Annotated in this window: 21 protein-coding genes; 17 read left to right on the top strand and 4 right to left on the bottom strand. The window is 62.7% G+C overall.

Features of this window, described 5'->3' with window-relative positions; all coding sequences use genetic code 11:
* The first annotated feature begins 21 nt into the window (after window positions 1–21).
* The 4 genes from LRA87_RS03325 (at window position 22) to LRA87_RS03340 (ending at window position 5,412) form a co-directional block, all read left to right on the top strand.
* Window positions 22–936, top strand: coding sequence for an ROK family protein (locus tag LRA87_RS03325; protein WP_230629293.1), 915 nt, complete (start codon window positions 22–24; stop codon window positions 934–936).
* A 48-nt stretch (window positions 937–984) separates the two neighbouring features.
* Window positions 985–2,892 carry a GGDEF and EAL domain-containing protein gene (locus tag LRA87_RS03330; RefSeq protein ID WP_230629295.1) on the top strand — a complete coding sequence of 636 codons (1,908 nt, stop codon included), beginning with the start codon at window positions 985–987 and terminating at the stop codon, window positions 2,890–2,892.
* On the top strand, window positions 2,892–4,763 hold the full coding sequence (locus LRA87_RS03335) for an ATP-binding protein (RefSeq protein ID WP_230629297.1): 1,872 nt from the start codon (window positions 2,892–2,894) through the stop codon (window positions 4,761–4,763). The genes LRA87_RS03330 and LRA87_RS03335 overlap by 1 nt, the downstream gene beginning before the upstream one ends.
* Before the next feature lie 205 nt (window positions 4,764–4,968).
* Window positions 4,969–5,412, top strand: coding sequence for a DUF5991 domain-containing protein (locus LRA87_RS03340; protein ID WP_230629298.1), 444 nt, complete (start codon window positions 4,969–4,971; stop codon window positions 5,410–5,412).
* Window positions 5,413–5,485: 73 nt separating this feature from the next.
* On the opposite strand, the gene nusG is transcribed toward LRA87_RS03340, so the two are convergent.
* The 3 genes from nusG to LRA87_RS03355 form a co-directional block, all read right to left on the bottom strand.
* Window positions 5,486–6,022 carry a transcription termination/antitermination protein NusG gene (nusG, locus tag LRA87_RS03345; RefSeq protein ID WP_230629300.1) on the bottom strand — a complete coding sequence of 179 codons (537 nt, stop codon included), beginning with the start codon at window positions 6,020–6,022 and terminating at the stop codon, window positions 5,486–5,488.
* An 11-nt stretch (window positions 6,023–6,033) separates the two neighbouring features.
* Complete coding sequence (secE, locus tag LRA87_RS03350; RefSeq protein WP_017979500.1) at window positions 6,034–6,231, bottom strand: preprotein translocase subunit SecE; 198 nt, start codon at window positions 6,229–6,231, stop codon at window positions 6,034–6,036.
* Window positions 6,232–6,409: 178 nt separating this feature from the next.
* On the bottom strand, window positions 6,410–6,553 hold the full coding sequence (locus LRA87_RS03355; protein WP_230629302.1) for a hypothetical protein: 144 nt from the start codon (window positions 6,551–6,553) through the stop codon (window positions 6,410–6,412).
* A gap of 308 nt (window positions 6,554–6,861) precedes the next feature.
* Between LRA87_RS03355 and LRA87_RS03360 the strand changes: the two genes are divergently transcribed.
* From LRA87_RS03360 to LRA87_RS18480, 11 genes are all read left to right on the top strand, one after another.
* On the top strand, window positions 6,862–8,211 hold the full coding sequence (locus tag LRA87_RS03360; protein WP_230629304.1) for a tyrosine-type recombinase/integrase: 1,350 nt from the start codon (window positions 6,862–6,864) through the stop codon (window positions 8,209–8,211).
* Window positions 8,208–8,936 (top strand): hypothetical protein, encoded by a 729-nt coding sequence (locus tag LRA87_RS03365; RefSeq protein WP_230629306.1) that lies wholly within the window; start codon window positions 8,208–8,210, stop codon window positions 8,934–8,936. The genes LRA87_RS03360 and LRA87_RS03365 overlap by 4 nt, the downstream gene beginning before the upstream one ends.
* Window positions 8,937–9,060: 124 nt before the next feature.
* Window positions 9,061–9,264, top strand: coding sequence for a helix-turn-helix transcriptional regulator (locus LRA87_RS03370; RefSeq protein WP_230629308.1), 204 nt, complete (start codon window positions 9,061–9,063; stop codon window positions 9,262–9,264).
* A 236-nt stretch (window positions 9,265–9,500) separates the two neighbouring features.
* Window positions 9,501–9,701, top strand: a complete 201-nt coding sequence (locus tag LRA87_RS03375; RefSeq protein WP_230629310.1) for a hypothetical protein — start codon at window positions 9,501–9,503, stop codon at window positions 9,699–9,701.
* A complete protein-coding gene (locus LRA87_RS03380) occupies window positions 9,698–9,985 on the top strand; it encodes a hypothetical protein (protein WP_230629312.1) in 288 nt (95 codons plus the stop codon). The genes LRA87_RS03375 and LRA87_RS03380 overlap by 4 nt, the downstream gene beginning before the upstream one ends.
* Entirely contained in the window at window positions 9,982–10,260 is a 279-nt protein-coding gene (locus tag LRA87_RS03385) for a hypothetical protein (protein ID WP_230629314.1), read from the top strand. Before LRA87_RS03380 ends, LRA87_RS03385 begins: the two co-directional genes overlap by 4 nt.
* Window positions 10,257–10,487 carry a hypothetical protein gene (locus LRA87_RS03390; protein WP_230629316.1) on the top strand — a complete coding sequence of 77 codons (231 nt, stop codon included), beginning with the start codon at window positions 10,257–10,259 and terminating at the stop codon, window positions 10,485–10,487. Before LRA87_RS03385 ends, LRA87_RS03390 begins: the two co-directional genes overlap by 4 nt.
* Window positions 10,484–10,966 carry a hypothetical protein gene (locus LRA87_RS03395; RefSeq protein ID WP_230629318.1) on the top strand — a complete coding sequence of 161 codons (483 nt, stop codon included), beginning with the start codon at window positions 10,484–10,486 and terminating at the stop codon, window positions 10,964–10,966. The genes LRA87_RS03390 and LRA87_RS03395 overlap by 4 nt, the downstream gene beginning before the upstream one ends.
* Window positions 10,963–11,949, top strand: a complete 987-nt coding sequence (locus tag LRA87_RS03400) for a DUF7146 domain-containing protein (RefSeq protein ID WP_230629320.1) — start codon at window positions 10,963–10,965, stop codon at window positions 11,947–11,949. Before LRA87_RS03395 ends, LRA87_RS03400 begins: the two co-directional genes overlap by 4 nt.
* Window positions 11,946–13,382 (top strand): AAA family ATPase, encoded by a 1,437-nt coding sequence (locus LRA87_RS03405; protein ID WP_230629322.1) that lies wholly within the window; start codon window positions 11,946–11,948, stop codon window positions 13,380–13,382. The genes LRA87_RS03400 and LRA87_RS03405 overlap by 4 nt, the downstream gene beginning before the upstream one ends.
* A gap of 279 nt (window positions 13,383–13,661) precedes the next feature.
* Window positions 13,662–13,892, top strand: a complete 231-nt coding sequence (locus tag LRA87_RS18480; RefSeq protein WP_443024836.1) for an HGGxSTG domain-containing protein — start codon at window positions 13,662–13,664, stop codon at window positions 13,890–13,892.
* 205 nt (window positions 13,893–14,097) lie between these two features.
* Here LRA87_RS18480 and LRA87_RS03410 read toward each other — a convergent pair whose 3' ends face one another.
* A complete protein-coding gene (locus LRA87_RS03410) occupies window positions 14,098–15,102 on the bottom strand; it encodes a hypothetical protein (protein WP_230629324.1) in 1,005 nt (334 codons plus the stop codon).
* Between the two features lie 230 nt (window positions 15,103–15,332).
* On the opposite strand from LRA87_RS03410, the gene LRA87_RS03415 reads away from it, so the two are divergent.
* Both LRA87_RS03415 and LRA87_RS03420 read left to right on the top strand, forming a co-directional pair.
* The gene (locus LRA87_RS03415) at window positions 15,333–15,590 is read left to right on the top strand and encodes a hypothetical protein (protein WP_230629326.1); all 258 of its coding nucleotides are present in this window, start codon (window positions 15,333–15,335) and stop codon (window positions 15,588–15,590) included.
* Window positions 15,591–15,880: 290 nt separating this feature from the next.
* Entirely contained in the window at window positions 15,881–17,932 is a 2,052-nt protein-coding gene (locus LRA87_RS03420; RefSeq protein WP_230629328.1) for a hypothetical protein, read from the top strand.
* The last annotated feature ends 139 nt before the right edge of the window (window positions 17,933–18,071 follow it).

The following is an 18,071-nucleotide window of genomic DNA, read 5'->3' on the forward strand; positions in this document are numbered from 1 at the left end:
CGCGCAAAGGAGAATGCAGCCGTGGTAAGCGTCCCCCCGTTGATAGCCGGCATCGAATTGGGCGGGACCAAGATCGTCTGTCTGCTGGCGCGGGGGCCCGATGCGATCGAGGATCGCATTCAATTGCCCACGACGCGGCCCGACGAGACGCTCGAGGCGATCGAGCGCGTGCTGGATGGCTGGGGTGCGTTCGACGCGCTCGGTATCGCCAGCTTTGGGCCGATCTCGATCGATCGCGATGCGGCGGATTACGGCCATATCACCTCGACTCCGAAACCGCATTGGGCGGGCACCGACGTCGCGAAGCGGCTGGGCGCGCGCTATGCGGTGCCGACCGGGTTTCACACCGATGTGGTGGGCGCCGCGCTGGCGGAGGCACGCTGGGGTGCGGCGAAGGGGCTGCGCGACATCGCTTATGCCACGGTCGGCACCGGGATCGGCGTCGGTCTGATCGCCGGGGGCAAACCCGTCGACGGCCTGACCCACAGTGAATTCGGCCATATCCGCCCCGATCGTCTGCCGGGCGACGACTGGATGGGCATCTGTCCCTTCCACGGCGGCTGTCTGGAGGGCCTTGCAGCCGGTCCGGCGATCGGCGCGCGGGCGGGCCGGAAGGGCGAGGATATTGCCGCGGACGATGCGGTATGGGATCCGGTCGCGTATGTCCTGGGCCAGTTGTGCCACACGCTCGTCCTCACCGGCGTGCCGCGGCGCATCGTGATGGGCGGCGGCGTGATGGTGGGCAACGATCACCTGTTCCCCCGCGTCCGTGCCGCGATGGTCAAGAGCCTCGCGGGCTACATCGCCTTGCCCGAGATCGCGGAGGCGAATTTCGTCGTGCCGCCTGCGCTCGGCGGGAATGCCGGGCCGCTCGGCGCGATCGTTCTCGGCGGGCAGGCGCTGGAGGGACAGCTGCACTCGTTTACAGCGTTTTAACCGCGTCCGCTTACTCCCTCGTCAACCATTCGAGGGAAGTTCCTACCCATGACCGTCGCCCTGACTGCTGTTGCACCAAAGCGTCTGCTGATCGTCGATGACGAACCGGCGATGCATGACAGCTACACCCGCAGCTTCGCGGTGCAGCGCGGTGCCGAGGAGGATGCGCTCGGCGCGATGGCGGCGGAACTGTTCGGGGACGACGCGTCCGATACGGTCGACGTTGCCGAAGAGTTCGATCTTACCCATTGCCATCAGGGACTCGATGCGGTCGCTGCCGTGGAGGCCGCACTTGCCGCCGGCACCCCCTACGCCGTCGCCTTCATCGACGTGCGCATGCCGCCGGGTATCGACGGGCGCGAGACCGCTCGCCGGATCCGCGCGCTCGATCCCGAGATCAACCTCTGCATCGTCACCGGATTCAGTGATTTCTCGCCGATCGAGATCAGCAAGGTCGCCGGTCCCGCCGACAAGATCTTCTACATCGCCAAGCCGTTCGAGGTCGCCGAGATCGTTCAGACCGCGACCGCGCTGTCGCACCGATGGCAGGTGGACCGCGAACTCGCCACCGCACGCGCGCAGCTGGCCGCGCAGATCGTCCAGCTCGAGGAGCAGGGTGCCGAGCTTGCCGCCAACGAGAGCCGCGCGATCCACATGGCGACGCACGATTCGCTGACAGACGCACCGAACCGGCTCGCCTTTCTGCGTGCGCTCGGAGAGCGGGCCAAGCGGCCGGGGCTGTTCGCCACCGCGATGTTCGATCTCGACCGGTTCAAGATCGTCAACGACACACTGGGGCATCTGGCCGGCGACGCATTGATCCGTGAGGTGTGCGGCATCCTCCATGCGCACGCGCCGGAGGGGGCGGTCGTCGCGCGGCTGGGTGGCGATGAATTCGGCGTGCTGTTCGACGCCCCGGGCGAGGACGCGGCGGTGATGGCGTGCGACCGGATCGTTGCGGCCTGCGCCGGCACGCATCAGGTGTTCGGCAATTCGGTGCAGAGTGGCACCTCCGCCGGCGTCGTCGTGGTCGAAGGCTCCGGCTGCGATCCGATCGATGCGCTGCGCCGCGCCGACCTCGCCCTTAACGATGCGAAGCGTGCCGGCCGCGGCGTCACCCGCCTGTTCGACGAGAGCATGGACGAGGGCATCCGCTTCCGCCGCCGGATCGAGGACGGGCTGGCCCAGGCGATTGCCAAGGGCGAACTCAGCCTCGTCTATCAGCCGATCATCAGCCGGACCGAACTGGAGGTCATCGGGTTCGAGGCGTTGGTGCGCTGGAACACCGAGGAATATGGGCCGATCAGCCCGGCGACGTTCATCCCGATCGCCGAGGAATCGAATGTCATCCACGAACTGGGCGACTGGATTCTCGACGAGGCGCTGGCGATGGTGCAGCAATTCCCCGGCCAGTACGTGTCGGTGAACTTCTCGCCGCGCCAGTTTCGTCGCAGCAACTTCGTCGGTCACATCATGGAAAGCGTCCAGCGCGCCGGGGTGCTGCCGGGCCGTGTGCAGATCGAGATCACCGAAACTGCGATCTTCGACGACGCGGAGCGTGCCGCAGAGACGTTGTACAAGCTCCGTCAGATGGGATTCCGCATCGCGCTGGACGATTTCGGCACCGGCTATTCCTCGCTTTACAACATCCGCAAGTTCGCGCTCGACAGCCTGAAGATTGATCGCAGCTTCATCGACGGCATGGGTCGCGAGCGCGAAAGCGCGGCGATCGTCCATTCGATCATCCATCTCGGCCGGGCGCTGGGGTTGGAGGTGATCGCCGAGGGTGTCGAGACGGCGGCGCAGGTGCAGGCGCTGCGCCTGGCGGGCGCGAGCCATTTGCAGGGGTATTTCTTTTCGCGTCCGGTCGCACCACAGTTCGCACTGGAGCTCGCCGCGCAACGCTTCTTCGGTGAGGCTGACGAGGCAGAGCCGGGCACCGGAACGATCGGCTGATGGCCCGCCCCGCCTCTAGGGGCGCGCGGTTCCACGGCCCGGCCTCGCTCGGCGCCAAGCTCGTCCTGATCCTGACCGCGGTCGGGGTCGCCGGCGCGCTCGCCATCACGTTGCTGCTCGCCAGCGTGATAACGCCCAACTTCAACGCGCTGGAAGCCAAGGCGATCGGCGGCCATGTCGAACGGACACGCGCCGTTCTGGGCGAATATGCCGCCAAGGTCGAAAATGCGGTGCGCGACTACGGCGACTGGACGCAAAGCTACGACTATATGGGCGCACCATCGTCGACGATGTCGGCGGCGTTCGAACGCGACAGTTTCTCGCCACTCGCGATGACCAATCTGGGCGTGCAGGGCATGGCATACGTCCGCCCCGACGGCCGCATCCAGATCGCGCGCTGGCTCGATCCCGGTACCGGCCGGGAGCGTGCTGACCTTCGCGCGGCGATGATCCGGGTCGCGACCCACACGGAGCTGGACCGCATCGTCGGTCGCAGCAATTCCGGGCATTTTTATGCGCGATTGGGGCCCGTGGTCGCCGCGGTCGGGGTCGCGCAGGTGCGCCGCTCCGATGGAACGGGGGAACCGCGCGGTTATGTTCTGATGGCGCGCCAGGTGACGTCGCACCAAATCTCCGAGTTGCTTCAGCTGGATGCACGGATCGACCGGTCCGCGACCGGGGATCGCGAAGGGATCGTCCCCGGCCGCAACACCATGGCGATCGCGGTGCCGATCCGCGGGGCCGATGGCCATGCCATCGCGGCCGCACGCTTCCATGTCGTCCGCGACATCTCCCTGCTCGGGCGTCGCATGCTGTTGCTGGCGGTCGCCGGATCGACGTTGCTGCTGCTGATCGTGCTCGTCGTGCTACGCCGGGTTATCGCACGGCTGGTCCTCGCACCGTTACAGCGGGTGGAGCGCCATATGCAGCGGGTTCGCGCCTCCGGGTCGATGGCGTTGTTCGACGACGACGGCCGCCGGGACGAATTCGGTTCGTTGGGGCGCAGCCTCAATGCGATGCTGTCGCAACTCAAGGATCTGCGCGAGCAGATCGAGGTGCAGAGCTTCGCGCTTGGCCGCAGCGAGAGCGCGGTTGCGGTGATGCACAACGTCCGTAACGCGCTCAATCCTATCAGTACGATCCTGAGCCAGGGCATCGCGCAGGCGCCGCCGATCGACCGTGCCACGGTGGATCGCGCGCTCGCCGAACTTGGCAAGGACGACCTCGCCCCCGGACGTCGCGCCAAGCTCGCCGTCTTTGTCACCGCAGCGCTTGCTGCCGAGGTGCAGGGCCGTGAGACGATGCGGGGCGAATTGCAGGTCGGTCGCGAAGCGATGGCGCATGTGCTTGAAATCATCGGTCAGCAGCAGAAGCAGGCGCATGAGCGGCCGACACTGGAGGTTTGCGACCTCAGCGAGATTGTCGCGCGCAATGCTGCGATCGCGCGCTATTCCGATGCTGCCTCGATCGCCTTCAGCTTCCCGGCCGGGTCGCATTACGCTCTGGCCAATCGCGTCATCCTAAGTCAGGTGATCGGCAATCTATTAGGCAACGCTGCGGAAGCGGTCGCGGCGGACGGACGTGGCAGCGGAACGATCAACGTCACCATTCACGAAGCCGCCGACACCGTCGTCGTGCATATTCGCGATGACGGCGAAGGATTCGACAATGCCATCGGTGCGACGCTGTTCCAGCGTGGGTTCTCCACGCGCGAACACAAATCGGGCGGACTGGGCCTTCACTGGTGCGCGAACTCGATGAATGCGATGGAAGGCAGCCTGCGCCTCGAAAGCGAAGGCAAGGGCAGGGGCGCGGTGGCGATCCTGACGCTCAAGGCGGCCGAGGATACGCAGATTGCCAAGGCGGCCTGAAGCCAGACGCCTTTCGTCAATAAAATGATCAATGTTCATTTGACGTTAAAGTGAGCGGTGCTTAATTGTGTTTGCGGCTCCGGAGTCGCAGCGCAGCAACCTTCCGGTGCGCCGCTACACCGGGTCTGGCCGTACCGCCCCGATCCTTCGATCGGAGCATTCCAGATCGCGACGCGTTGTCGCGGCTTGATACGGGAGAGAAACGATGTTCAAGTCGATCAAGACGAAGACCGTCCTGGCACTCGCCACTGCAGGCCTCGCCGTCACCGCCGCGGGCGCGCAGGGTATCGGCCAATGGTATGGTACATTCCAGTACGAGCATGAGATCGGACCGACGGGCGCCAACGGTGATGGCCCGGTCGCCTTCCGGACCTATACGCTGCGCCTCGCACCGCCGACACGGGGAACGGGTTGTACGGTTACGGTGACGGGCTATCAGATCGATCAGCAATTACAGTGCACCGCCACCCCGCAAATGGGCTCGCTGATCGTCAAGTATTTCAACCTGCGTCCGCGTGCGCCTTATTACAACGGCCAGCCGCTGCTGACGCTGACGCGTGGTGAGAACGGCATCGTCACCCACTGGCAGGCGATCGGCGTTCCCGAAGGTGCCCCGTCGCGCGGCATGGCGATGCGCCGCATCCGCTGAGCGCGATAGATCGACAAAACGAAACGGCCGGAGCGTCGCCGCTCCGGCCGTTTCTGTTTTGCCATATCTGCAATTACTTCGAACGTTCGACCTGTTCGAAATCCAGCTCCACCGGAGTGGCGCGACCGAAGATCGACACCGACACCTTGACCTTGGACTTGTCGAAATCGAGTTCCTCGACGATGCCGTTGAAGCTTGCGAACGGCCCTTCGAGCACCTTGACCGCATCGCCGATCTCGTAATCGACCTTGACCTTGGTCTTCGGTGCCGCCGCGGCTTCCTCCTTGCTGTTGAGCATGCGGGTCGCCTCCGACTCGCTGATCGCCTGCGGCTTGCCCATGCTGCCAAGGAAGCCCGTCACTTTGGGCGTGTTCTTGACGAGGTGATAGACGTCGTCGTTCATGTTGAGCTTGGCGAGGACGTAGCCGGGCATGAACTTGCGCTCGACTGCGATCTTCTTGCCGCGGCGAGCCTCCGTGATCGTCTCGGTCGGAACCTCGATCTGCTCGACCAGCTGTTCGAGGCCCAGACGCGTCGCCTCTGACATGATCGCGTCGCGGACCTTGCCCTCGAAGCCCGAATAGGCGTGAATGATGTACCAGCGCGCCATGCTAAAAACCCTTACTTCGCGAGCTTGAGCAGCGCCTGGACGACCGCGTTGAAGAACGTGTCGACGCCCAGGAAGAACAGCGCGAGTATGGTCGTCATGATGACCACCATGACGCCCGTCATGATCGTTTCGCGCCGGGTCGGCCAGACGACCTTCTTGGTCTCGGCCTGCACCTGACGGATGAATTCGATAGGGGTCGTCTTCGCCACTGTTTTTTTCTCAAAACCCGCTGGAATCACGAAATCCGATTCGTCGAGGCATAAAGCCGCCGCCGCTTCCCCTCATGTGGGGGAACCGGCATGGCCCGTCCTCGCTATCGGATGGCCTGCGCAGATAGCCGTGCGGCGGTCCGAACGCAAGTGTAACGCACGGGTGCGCCCGCGGCCTTCAGTGGCCGTATCGCTTGATCCCGCGGCGCCGCAATTTCTCTCGCTTGCGGCGGCGCAGGTACAGGATCAGCGCGGGGACGCCGGTCACCAGTAAAAATCCAACGATTACATACACAACAGTGTGTCGGGTCGTCTCGTCCATATCCAAGCCTATAGCACCCCCGACGCGTGCGTCACGGTCGAAATGACAAGCATGTCATTTGTCAGGCTTAATCTGTAGGGAGCCGCGACGATAGCGTTCTGCGGCTGGCAGGAGTGCACGGACTCGAACCGTGGGCCCTCGGTTTTGGAGGACGGTGCTACGTCTCGCCGGGGATCGCCAAGCAACACCGGATGCCATTGCATTCCCTTCCTGTTCCATGTCCGTTTCGCTATGCGTCGTCATAAGGCTTTGTGCGTTGCCGCTGACGTGTTATTCCCGTGCTTATCTGTTCGGGACTGGATGCGATCATGGCGACGGGGAAAATCACCAAGCGCAGCGTTGACGCCATACCGGTCCCGGATCGCGGCAAGCGTGAACACCTATGGGATGACACGCTAAAGGGCTTCGGCGTGATGGTGACGGACAAGGGGGCGCGTTCCTACCTCGTCCAGTATCGGATCGGGGGCAGGGGAGCGCCCAGCCGCCGGGTGACGATCGGCAAGCACGGATCGCCCTGGACGGCTGAGAAAGCCCGCATCCGCGCTACAGAGCTGCTGGAGCAGGTCCGGCGCAAGGATGATCCCTTTGACGCCGCGAAGGCCAAGGTCGCCGCTGACAAGGCCGTGAAGGCGCAGCAGGCGGCAAGTGCTGTCGTATCGGAACGACTCGGCTTCTCGACGTTCGCGGATCGGTTCGTGAAGAATTATGCGATGGTGAACCAGCAGCGTAGCTGGAAAGAGACGCAGGGCATCATCAACCGGGATCTCAAGCCGGCGCTGGGTGAACGTCCGTTGCCCGAGATCACCGACGCCGATCTGGTCGAGCTGATCGAGACGATAGGGGAGCGCGGCGCGTCGCCCGGGCTGAAAGCGTACAAGACGCTGCGGATGATATTCGGATATGCCTGCGACAAGGAACGCCGTCACATGCCGCCGGCAAAATCGCCCATGCTCGGCATCAAGCCTCCGTCGAAGGCGGGCAAGCGAGAGCGTACCCTGTCGGACGCGGAGTTGCGGCTGGCGTGGATGGCCGCGGGCGGGCTGGGCTGGCCGTTCGGCCCGATCGTCCGCCTGCTGATCCTGACCGGGCAGCGCCGCGACGAGGTGGCCGGGCTGGCGTGGCAGGAAATAGACAAGGCTGCGAACCACTGGCTGTTGCCGGGGGAGCGATCGAAGAACGGGTTGCCGAACCTTGTGCCGCTCAGTCCCTCGGCGCGGGCCATCGTGGATGACCTGCCAGTCATCAAGAGCGATGCGGGCCTGCTGTTCACGACGACGGGCGACACGGCGGTTTCCGGCTTCTCCAAGGTCAAGGCGCGGCTCGATGCCTCCATGCTCGACCTGATGCGCAAGGAAGCTGCGGAGGCGGGCATGGCGGACGCAGCCCTAAAGCGCCTGAAGGTTGAGCCGTGGACGCTGCACGATCTGCGCCGCACCCTCGCCACGGGTTGCCAGCGCCTCGGCTTTCCTACGGAGGTCACAGAGGCCGTCATCAACCACGTTAGCGGATCGCGGGCCGGGATCGTCGGCGTCTATCAGACATACCGGTACGAGAAGGAAAAGCGGGCGGCACTGGAGGCGTGGGCACGGCATGTGCTGGAAGCGGTGTCCGGTCGGCCTGCGGAAAGCAACGTCATAGCCTTGGAGCGGCGGGCGTGACTCTCGATCTTAAGGATGCCGGCGCGGGCGGCGTGTACCGCAAAAGCTGGTCAGTTCTTGAAGCCGCCCTATGGATCGCAACCGGCGACGTCCAAACCGTACAGGGATTGGGGGCAGTTATGGCCTCAGACGAATGGATGGATTGGTCGCAGGACACGCGCGCGGGCGCCGCTGCGGTCGCAGTCGCAGACCACATTGAGGCCCACGCCTGCCGCTGCGATCGGAGCGGTAGCAACGCCGCAGCCGCGCGAGCGTGGGCGCGCCTCACACCGGACGCCCAGCTTGACCCCTGCTATTCGTGGCTGCGCGAAGACGCGGAAGACAGGTGGTGCTTATGCCTCGATCGGGTGACACGACTGTTGCTGTCGTCTCTGCGCGAAGGGCGGGTTACGATCTCGGAAGATAAGGCAACCGACTGGCAAGCCCTCGATCCTATCGATTTGGCGGCGGGTCGCCCGGTTGGGGTGACGCTGGTTTCAGCCGACATTCGCCGGCTCTGGCCTGAGGGCTGGACGAACAAAGCTCTGAGAACCGCGATCCTTCCTGCGGAGATGCTCGACGCCTATTTGCTCAAGCACCAGCCAAACACACGCGAAGCTTATGAGGCGGTTCGATCTGCGTTTCCCGGCCATAATGCAACGAAAGTCATGGTGGAAAGCGCTTGCCAGCGCCTGTTCCCAGATCGTCGCCGGGGGCGAAAATCCAATGTCCCGGCCGCTTCGTAGAAACGGCGCTCAGGACATTTAGGCGGGACATTTTGGAGGGGTGAAACCTCGTCTCGTCACGAGGCACCGCGCCTTGTGATGCGCAACCCGACGCTCTCGGGCCGCATGACTAGGACACCCTTTCATGACGCAAGGTTATCTCAGGACGCCTGACGCCGCGAAATATCTCGGCATTGGTCAATCCACTCTCGAACGAAAGCGCATCGACGGCAGCGGCCCACAGTTCCGCCAGCTCGGCGCGCGGATCGTCACCTATTCGGTGGCCGATCTTGATGCCTGGGCTTCGCAGCAGGTGCTTAACAGCACGTCCGAACGGGTCGCTGCGTGATCTATGCCAGCAACATCGGCACGGGCAACGCCGAAGCCCAATAAGCAGAAAGGCCGGACTGTGGCGGTCCGGCCTCTCCAGAAACTACACAACATCAGCGCCAACACAGATACCGCATCCGCCCTCCGGCTGCAACGTCTAGCCGCACTCGGCGTAGGCGGCAGCAGCGCCGCGCTACTGGCTTCCCTGATCTGGGGAACGGATGGTGCAGGCTCGCTGATCGGGGGTGCGCTGTGATGGCCTCTTATACCGATCACAAGCCTGCCGCGCTGGCAGTGCTGAACCACCCGCAGGCCCAGCTCAATTATCGGATCGGCCAGTTCCTCGGCGGCATCGCGTTCAGCGATCGGCCCCTGACGGACAAGCAAGCCGGCTGGCTGTCGAAGTTGCTCGACCAGCACGGTCTTCCCCCTTTGGCTTCGGAGGACGAAGCATGACGCATCGACACACCGACACCAGCACTGCCGCCTATAACGGCATCGTCCGCGCCTCGGAGCGGCTGCGCGCCGTGGTGTACCAAACGCTATACGCCAATCCCGGCGGCCTGACGGTCGATGAGACGTGCAAGCTGGCGGAATATCCGCGGTACTCGCTCCAGCCCCGGTTCACGGAGCTGCGCGACCGCCGGGTGATCTACGACACCGGCCTGCGTCGCCGCAACGTCAGCGGCGCGAAGGCGATCGTCTGGCGTCTGACCATCCAGCAGGAGAAGGCGTCGTGAGCGGTTACGTAACGCCAGAAGCGGGCGAGATGCTGATGCTCATGACCGATGAGGTAATCCTGCCGCCCGATTGGGAAACATCGGGGTTCTGGCTGACGCATGCTCAGCAGCTCGCACAGCTAATGGCCGATATGCGGGGTCACATGTCGCTGGACCATGCAGCGCTGCTGGCAGCGATCGGTGGGATGATGGTGGAAATGGCCCGCCGGGAGCGGGAAGCGTCTGATGCGACAGCCTGTCTGATGGATAGGGCTGCAAAAGGGGGCAAGGCATGAGCGTCGCAACCAACATCAGCATGAGCAGCGAGGCCATGCCGGTAGGCGACGGCTTCGCGGTCAGCTTCTCCATGAAGGCCGGACGGCTGGACTGCGAGTGGTCGCCCCGCGTTCCGAAAGGGCGCAAAGCCCGGCGGTATCTCCCAGCCTACCGGCTCGCCCGTGACGAGTTTGTCCGGCGTCTGTCGGAGCGGACGGGCGTCGTTATCGGAGTGATCGAATTATGAGCGGCAACGTCCTCTCCATAGCCGATCGCCAGCCGGAAGACGTGCAGCGTCGTGCGGTCGCCGCGGTCAGCCTCCAGCGCTGGCGTGAGATCGAGCACGCACGGGTCGTGAAGAAGGGCGGCGTTCCGGTGCAAACCGATCAGGGTAGTGATCTGCCTGCCAGCCTCGACGCATGGTATCGATCGCAGCCGGTCAAGCCGGGCCGGATCAGCCCGCGTCTCACGCTGACCGACGACGAGAAGCGGGCCTATGGCCTGCCGAAGTCTGCGCGGCTGATCGCTCTACGCGGATTGGGCGACGAGGTGGATCATTGGTCCGTCGCCGTCTTCCCGGTTATGGGCGGCTACGTCGTCGGGGTGAAGGCCCCGGCGGGCGGCGGCGGTGTCGGGGTGTTCTGGCGGTTGTCGCATAAGGCTTCCGACTATGCCCGCCGGCTGTCTGTCGAGCATGGCATGCTGATCCGGGAGAGGTACGCATGAGCCGTCGCATGGACAGCAACGAGTTGGCGCGCATCGTCGCCGGCATCCGCGACCGCTTCCCCCTCTCGGGTGTGGCGTCGAAGGCAGGCGTGAAACTGCACCGGGCGGGCAACGAGCTGAAGGCCTGTTGCCCCTTCCACGCGGATCGCACCCCGTCCTTCACGATCTACGCGGACGATCGCCGCGCGCATTGCTTCGGCTGTGGCTGGTCGGGCGACGTGCTGGATTTTGTCCAGCAGGCCTATGGCGTGAAGCTGCCCGGCGCGATCGAGATGCTCGACGGTGGCGCACTGCGGGAGTTGGAGCAGCAGCGTGCGCCCGCGAAGCCGAAGGCCGACATGCGGCCGGTGGCGCAGCGGATCGTCAACGGTTCTGTTCCGATCGAGGGGACGCCGGCTGCGGTATACCTGCGGTCGCGCGGGATTACGATGGACCTGCCGCATACCCTGCGGTTCGCTCGCCTCGCGCCGCCTCTGATCGAGGGTAACGGCGTGTTGGCTGCTAACGGGCCGGGACTGCTGCCGGCGCTGGTTGCGATCGTCACCGATCCCACAGGCGCGCTGGTGGGCCTCCAGCGTACCTATCTGACGGAGGACGGGCGCAAGGCGGCGGTGATAGCGACGGAGAGCGACCGCAAGCCGAAGGTCAAATACTCACTAGGCAATGTCATCGGCGGTTCGATCCAGCTCGGCTCGCCCGCTGCCAGCATCCTCGTAACCGAAGGGCTGGAGGATGGCCTGACACTCGCCCAGGCGCTTGGGCGGTCGGTGTGGGTTTCAGCGGGTACGTCGATGATGCCGCAGATGGTCTTCCATGAAGACACGAAGGCGGTCGTGATCGGTGCGGATGGCAATGCACCCGGGGAGGCTGCGGCGCAGAAGGCTGCGGCGGCATACTCGGCGCTCGGACTGGCGGTTCGGATCATGCGGCCTGATCCGCCGTATGCCGACTTCAACGATCAGATGATGGGAGCGGCAGCATGAGCGCGCGTCCTTTCGCGGCGCTGGCGGCAGAAGCCACGCCGTTCCGCCCGAGCAGTCCGCTTGTCGGCAGCGCAAAGGCTGATCCCGCGCCGGTGTCCGTCGTCGCCACACCCTACGTCTGGCGCGACCCCACCACGATCAAGCCGCGAGAATGGGTCTATGGCCGATCGATCCAGCGCGGCCATGTGCGGGCGATCCTTGCGCCGGGTGCGGCGGGCAAAACCATCCTGAGCGTCGGTGAGGCGTTGGCGATGGCGACCGGGCGCAATCTGCTGGGACAGGAGGTGCCGGGTGGTCCGAAGCGCGTCTGGCTGTGGAACCTCGAAGACGACGGCGAGGAACTGGCGCGCATCATCCAGGCGGCGTGCAAGCACTGGTCGATCGGTCCCGAGCATATCCGCGATCAGCTCTACGTGGACAGCGCGCTTGAGGGCGCAATCCTGAAGCTCGCCACGTCGACCGCGGCGGAAGGGCTGACGATCAACCGCCCGCTAGTCTCGGCACTGACGGATGAGCTGCAAGGCCGGGGCATCGACTATCTGCACGTTGACCCGTTCGTGTCGTCACATGCGGCCAACGAAAACGACAACATGGAAATAGACGCCATCGCCAAGGAATGGGCGCTGGTGGCGAAGAACGCGAAGGCGGGCGTCGGACTGGCCCACCACGTCAGCAAGGCCGGCGCGGCAGAAGTCACGGCGCTGTCCGGCCGCGGTGCAATCGCGCTTATCAATGCCTGCCGGTCGGTGCTGGTCCTCAACCGCATGGGAGAGGATGAGGCCAAGCGGTACGGGATCGATGACGAAAAGCGTCGCCGGTATTTCCGCACCTACGACGACAAGAACAACCGTGCGCCGCCCTCCGATAAATCCGACTGGTTTACCATGGCATCGGTGAGCCTTGGGAATGGCGAGAACGACGAAGGCGACAATATGGGTGTCGTCATCCCGTGGTCGCCGCCCGATGCGTTCGAGGGGATCTCGGTCGAGCATCTGCGGCAGGTGCAGGCGGCGATTGAGGCCGGCAGCTACAAGGCGCATCACTCGGCCACCGATTGGGCGGGCAACGCCATAGCGGACGTGTTGGGCCTCAACGTTAACGACAAGGGCGACAAAGCCCGCATCCTGCGCATGCTCGGGACGTGGATCGAGAACGACATGCTGCGGGTCGAGGAAAGCAAAGACGGCAACCGGCAGATGAAGAAGTTTGTGGTGGTCGGCAGGGCGGCTGACGATCACTCTGCTACACCTAAATCTAGTGTAGCATCGCAAGGTGTAGCAGCAGAGCCATCGAGTGCTACGCTACACCCCGCCCCCTTTAGGGGTGCGGGTGTTGCAGTAGTCGATAGCGAGGGCGGAAAGACTGACCGTTACGTTGCAGGCAATCCGGCTCTTGGGGTGTCGGATCGCGATCTGAGCAAGGGGCGGTTCTGATGACGTCGGTGGCATTCTGGGACCAGTACGCGCGCCCGCGCGCGATAAGGGGCGAATCCACTTTTTCGGGCCATCGCGCACCCGCGCGCTCGTGGTGGGGTTCCGATCGGAGGGGCGGCTTTGAAAAACGATCAACCTTTATCAAACGCTGATCCGAAGCGGCGCTGGCGGGAACACCTCGACGCGTGCGGCCGGATCGAGCGTGAGAACCGGGAGGCGCTGCACCGGTGGCAGTGCAATGCGCGGGGTTTCCGGCCTGAGCCGTTGCCGCTGCCGGCGATGCCCGACGATCTGCGCGGGCTTCGGTGCGGTGCGCTCAACCGGCGAGGCGACCCGTGCAAGCGATCGGACATCTACCGCAACGGCCGATGCAAGTATCATGGCGGGCTGAGTACCGGGCCGAAGACTGCGGAGGGGAGGGGTAGGGCGCGCGTCAACCTCGGGCTGCGCTGGTCGTCGGAACCCCATGCGGGCCTGAAGGAACCTGATGCTGCGGGGGCCGGGTGTTAGCGATTGTTAGCCTCGGCGGTTTGCTAAAGTAGCAAGCGAGTAGCGAATTTTGTCAGGCCATAAAAAGGGCGACACGGCACCCCGCCGCGCCGTCGAATTTCCAAAGTAGGTGCCGGATAGAAATTGCCCGGCGTCCAGCCGGACGGTCTATGTTGAGCATAGGGCGCGCGTTTCCCGCTCCCGACGTCAGTCGGTGCGCCTATCCTCAGCTGAAAGGATAGGGGAGCGACTCCCCGCAGTCAGCTACCTCCGGCCCGAAGTATGGCCCGTGAGTGTCACCAATCGGCCATTCGGGATGCTCGTGTATTTGGAACAAGTCGCGCCAGCGCGGGGCAGATCGCACGAAGCTTATTCCAAACTGTGCAACTCCAACGACAACGGCGGCGGCCACCGCTTCGAGGCTCCGAATGAGCGTCGCGCTTTCTCCGTTTAGTTCACGGTCGTGTTTGACGAGGTTGTAGGCAGCGTACCAAGGCAATGATGCGCTCGGATTGGAGGCGTCCCATCCTCTGAATGGAGCGATGGGAGAAAGCCAAGGATACTCAGGAAACTCGACGGCATAGTCACCTAGTCGCAGTGCTGGTTCCAATTTCACATAGTCGGCTGTAGTCCAGCGTTTCTGGTCTTTGTGAGGCAAATAGGAATTTGCCCGTAAAATACCTTTCCATTGCGCCTCGACTTCGGTGCACGCGAGCAAAAGAATGTTCCGAAACTCACTGCCGAAAACGTTGAAGTTCGGGGCAGATGGACCTACAACCTGGAAGCACATGCGGAGTCGATCAGCAAGCGAGCCAATTTGGATGCTGGCACTTGCCCTCTCATGAGGGAATTCAGTCCCGCCATAGAAGGGTGCCGGGAACCCTTCATCTGATCGCAGGTATGGTCGCGCTATGCGTGGGAAATACCGTCCTGGGGGTATGTTCAATGGCTGGATCATCCATCCCTCGCCCCTGATATTCTCCAGATGGTCAACGATAGCCTTCGCTGGATCTACACCCGCCGTCACGGCAGTCCATGTTTGAGGGTACGCCTTCGGATTTTCGACGCCAAGGACATGAGCAAATCCGTCGGCCATCATCCATATTTGGTCCGTCCAGTCGGATCGGTGAAGCGGGGCTTTAACTCCGAAGAATTTTCCCGAGGCGGTAGTCAGCGGCTGGAATGGCCGCTTGCGGGGGCGGCCAAGATCAACTGGAATGCGGATTGCCATGCTGGGCGCTGCCCTCTCGCTGCTTTAAGCAATCAGGTATCACCGTTGGTACACGTCGGAAATGGGAGGCGTATTTCCGCGCCACCATCGCCAAAATTTGGACCATCCTGCATTCACGCCAAAACGGGCGAGCAAAACCAAGCCGGCGCTGTCGGCGCGAGTGCGTCCCCGTGCGCGCTATTGTGCTGTTCGGAACCACTGGTCTACGCCCCTCAACAAGGGAGAACAGCATGTTCGAAGTCGGTCGGCAATACCGGATCACCACGTCAGACCACAATGGCACGGGCTCCAGCTCAGGCACCGTGGTGGCGTGGGAGGCACCTCTCCTAAAGGTGGAGCGTCTCGGCAGCTACGAGATCATCAACACCGTTGCCCCGCAGTTTGTGTCGGCCGAACCAGACGACGAGGCGCACCGCACTGCGCAAGAAGCTGCGGCTAAGGACATCACCGACAGCTTTAGCATTAATTTCGTAGAGACGACCCCCTGATCCGCGGAGCGGCCGGTAATGCCCATGCATTCAATCGATGCCTACCCAGAGAACGCCTGCCCGGTCACTCATCTTATGTTCGCTGTGCCGCGTCATCTGGTGGCGGGCCAACAAGCTGCTGGTGATCACGTTAGATCTGCCTGAACGACACTCGCCTCGTGTCAGAATCTGCATCCTTTCGCCGTGTGTCAAAAACGATTAGTGAGCTGTCATGATGTATGACCGCTCGACCCCGGCGATTGAACGCTGCGCTCAATTTTATACCTAAAAACAGATTTGAAAGATTGAGCATGAAAGACATAACCTTCGACGCGATCGCAAGCGGCATCGCTACACCGTCTCACCGCCCGGTGGGAGGGCGCCTTAACATCGCGTCAGCTCCCGATCCGTTCGTTCCGCCTATATTCCATGACCAGTCCGATGACGGATTCGGCCTTCGGGAAGTGGTGTTGATCCGCGCTTCGGCCGCGGTAGGTAAATCAACGATCGCGCACGCGTTGTCGGCGAGCCGGCAAGTGCCAGTCCTCGATCTCTCTCAGACGGCCGTTGCCACAGGGTCTTTGGCCGGGCTCCTGAGTGACTTGCGCAATGGCGTCAGCGCAACCGAGGCGTTTCACGCGGGGCGCCTGCCGATCATAATCGACGCGCTCGACGAGGGGCGACTGCTCTCTGGCGAAAATGGCTTGCTTAGCTTCTTCGAAACTGCGGCCGAAACCATCGCAGAGGATCGGTCGACCGTTAACGCCCCTAAACTAATATTGCTTGGTCGCCCCGACGCCGTGGCATACGCACAGCTTTACTTCGCAGACAAAGGCGTCACAATCAGCCATCTAGACGTCGGCTTCTTTAAAGAAGACGGCGCTAGAAAGCTGATCCACGCATATGCCACGAAGTTTGCGAAAGGCGACTCGCTATACCTCGTGCACCAGAAGCCTGCCGAAGAGTTCATCACTACGTACTTCCAGAAAATCGAGGCTGCGTTAGGCATCACCGAGGGTAATTTGTGGGAAGACGACCAAGGCCGAAGCTTCGCGGGATATGCTCCCGTGCTAGCCGCGATCGGCTCCCTTTTGCCGGAGATCGATAACTTCGCAGACGCGCAGCAGCGCCTCAACGATGCCGGCACAGAGGACGCGTGGGGCGTAATCGAAGGTGTATTGATTGCCATCGTGGAGCGTGAACAGGGTAAGATTCGTGATCTGTTCGTAAAAGCAGGCGGGAAGGCAGACTCGCCCGGTCTTTATGATGCCGAAGAGCAGGTCAGTTTGCTTCTCCAGCATGTGCAGAAGCTACCCCTCAGCGGCGCCGGGCATATCAAGTTGGCCGGAGCAGACGCGGGACTTTACGACAGGCTCGTCCAACAATGGCTCCCGGAACATCCTTTCATTCGCGAGGGGAAGTTCAGCAATAACGTCATAGCCTCGTTCCTTCTCTCAAAGTCAGTTCTCGCGGGTCAGAGACTCGAAGATGAGTTGCTGCTAAAGGAAGCAGCACGTCAACCCTTCCTTTGGCGGTCGATGCGCGGCAAGCTGTCCGAAAATATTCTGATCGACGGCAGCTATCTTGGTTATGTCCTGAATTCCTTCTGGAGTGACCCACTGACACAAGCCGATGCCGCTTCGATAATCGATGGGCATGAGGCCACCACAGTTTCGATCCGTGCAGACGGTCTAGACGTTGCGTTCCCGGTAACGACGCCAGTTATGTTTTATGGCAGGGTCCGGAATACGACCGTGAGCATCCACGATGCTGCTAGCTTCATCGGTGCAGGACATGATAATGCTGCGTTCATTTTCGAAGGCGTGAACAACCTCGTAGCGGGGGTTTCTGCGCTTCACGCTTCACAGATGCGCGTCCGCGGCGACCTTTGGCTTGACACCGACATGTCGCTATTAACTGGCCAGCTGTCCCTCAACATAGAGCCTGGAACCGTATATGGCTGGGGCGAGTCTCTGATCAATAAATATCCCTTTAGTAAGAACGACGGTAATCGCTCCCAACCGGGCGCTCAGCCACTCGATGATCAACTCTATACTTTGCTCGTAGCGTGCTCAGCAAAAACGCAAGGGACGACCATAGCAACGCTGACGGATTACAGCGGCGTGCCTAACGACTTCCTCTACTCCGTATATCAACGGTCGCCCGAGAATTTCAAGGCGCTGATAGCAACGTTGGTCTCGCACGGTTTTGCGGAGACGAGTCCGATGCAAGCAGCGGGCCCCGCAAAGCTCCGAATCCGGCTCAAGCTGAGCTTCGGAAACTTAGCGTCAGAATTGGATTCCGGAGGCTCCACCCCGGAACTGCGTGAACTTTTGCAAGAGCTACGAGCACGCATATACTAGGTGTGGCAAGTTTTGTTGCGGCTTTGTGCATGTCTCGCGGCAGCACAAAGCCGCACACGGCGTCATCTCAGTGGGATCTGTACTTCAGCTCACAAACATCGCCTCCACGATCGCTTGCATCAGCACACCCCTCGGCACA

Origin of the sequence: Sphingomonas sp. Leaf37 (assembly GCF_920939475.1) — a bacterium.
GTDB lineage: Bacteria > Pseudomonadota > Alphaproteobacteria > Sphingomonadales > Sphingomonadaceae > Sphingomonas.

What these genes read in the sequence shown, in the direction of transcription:
- LRA87_RS03340 (WP_230629298.1), top strand. Translation starts at nt 4,969, where the DNA reads ATGTTCAAGTCGATCAAGACGAAGACCGTCCTGGCACTCGCCACTGCA.
- nusG (WP_230629300.1), bottom strand. Translation starts at nt 6,022, where the DNA reads ATGGCGCGCTGGTACATCATTCACGCCTATTCGGGCTTCGAGGGCAAG.
- LRA87_RS03405 (WP_230629322.1), top strand. Translation starts at nt 11,946, where the DNA reads ATGAGCGCGCGTCCTTTCGCGGCGCTGGCGGCAGAAGCCACGCCGTTC.
- LRA87_RS03400 (WP_230629320.1), top strand. Translation starts at nt 10,963, where the DNA reads ATGAGCCGTCGCATGGACAGCAACGAGTTGGCGCGCATCGTCGCCGGC.
- LRA87_RS03335 (WP_230629297.1), top strand. Translation starts at nt 2,892, where the DNA reads ATGGCCCGCCCCGCCTCTAGGGGCGCGCGGTTCCACGGCCCGGCCTCG.
- LRA87_RS03355 (WP_230629302.1), bottom strand. Translation starts at nt 6,553, where the DNA reads ATGGACGAGACGACCCGACACACTGTTGTGTATGTAATCGTTGGATTT.
- LRA87_RS03380 (WP_230629312.1), top strand. Translation starts at nt 9,698, where the DNA reads ATGACGCATCGACACACCGACACCAGCACTGCCGCCTATAACGGCATC.
- LRA87_RS03330 (WP_230629295.1), top strand. Translation starts at nt 985, where the DNA reads ATGACCGTCGCCCTGACTGCTGTTGCACCAAAGCGTCTGCTGATCGTC.
- LRA87_RS03420 (WP_230629328.1), top strand. Translation starts at nt 15,881, where the DNA reads ATGAAAGACATAACCTTCGACGCGATCGCAAGCGGCATCGCTACACCG.
- LRA87_RS18480 (WP_443024836.1), top strand. Translation starts at nt 13,662, where the DNA reads ATGCCCGACGATCTGCGCGGGCTTCGGTGCGGTGCGCTCAACCGGCGA.
- LRA87_RS03410 (WP_230629324.1), bottom strand. Translation starts at nt 15,102, where the DNA reads ATGGCAATCCGCATTCCAGTTGATCTTGGCCGCCCCCGCAAGCGGCCA.
- LRA87_RS03360 (WP_230629304.1), top strand. Translation starts at nt 6,862, where the DNA reads ATGGCGACGGGGAAAATCACCAAGCGCAGCGTTGACGCCATACCGGTC.
- LRA87_RS03415 (WP_230629326.1), top strand. Translation starts at nt 15,333, where the DNA reads ATGTTCGAAGTCGGTCGGCAATACCGGATCACCACGTCAGACCACAAT.
- LRA87_RS03370 (WP_230629308.1), top strand. Translation starts at nt 9,061, where the DNA reads ATGACGCAAGGTTATCTCAGGACGCCTGACGCCGCGAAATATCTCGGC.
- LRA87_RS03390 (WP_230629316.1), top strand. Translation starts at nt 10,257, where the DNA reads ATGAGCGTCGCAACCAACATCAGCATGAGCAGCGAGGCCATGCCGGTA.
- LRA87_RS03395 (WP_230629318.1), top strand. Translation starts at nt 10,484, where the DNA reads ATGAGCGGCAACGTCCTCTCCATAGCCGATCGCCAGCCGGAAGACGTG.
- LRA87_RS03375 (WP_230629310.1), top strand. Translation starts at nt 9,501, where the DNA reads ATGGCCTCTTATACCGATCACAAGCCTGCCGCGCTGGCAGTGCTGAAC.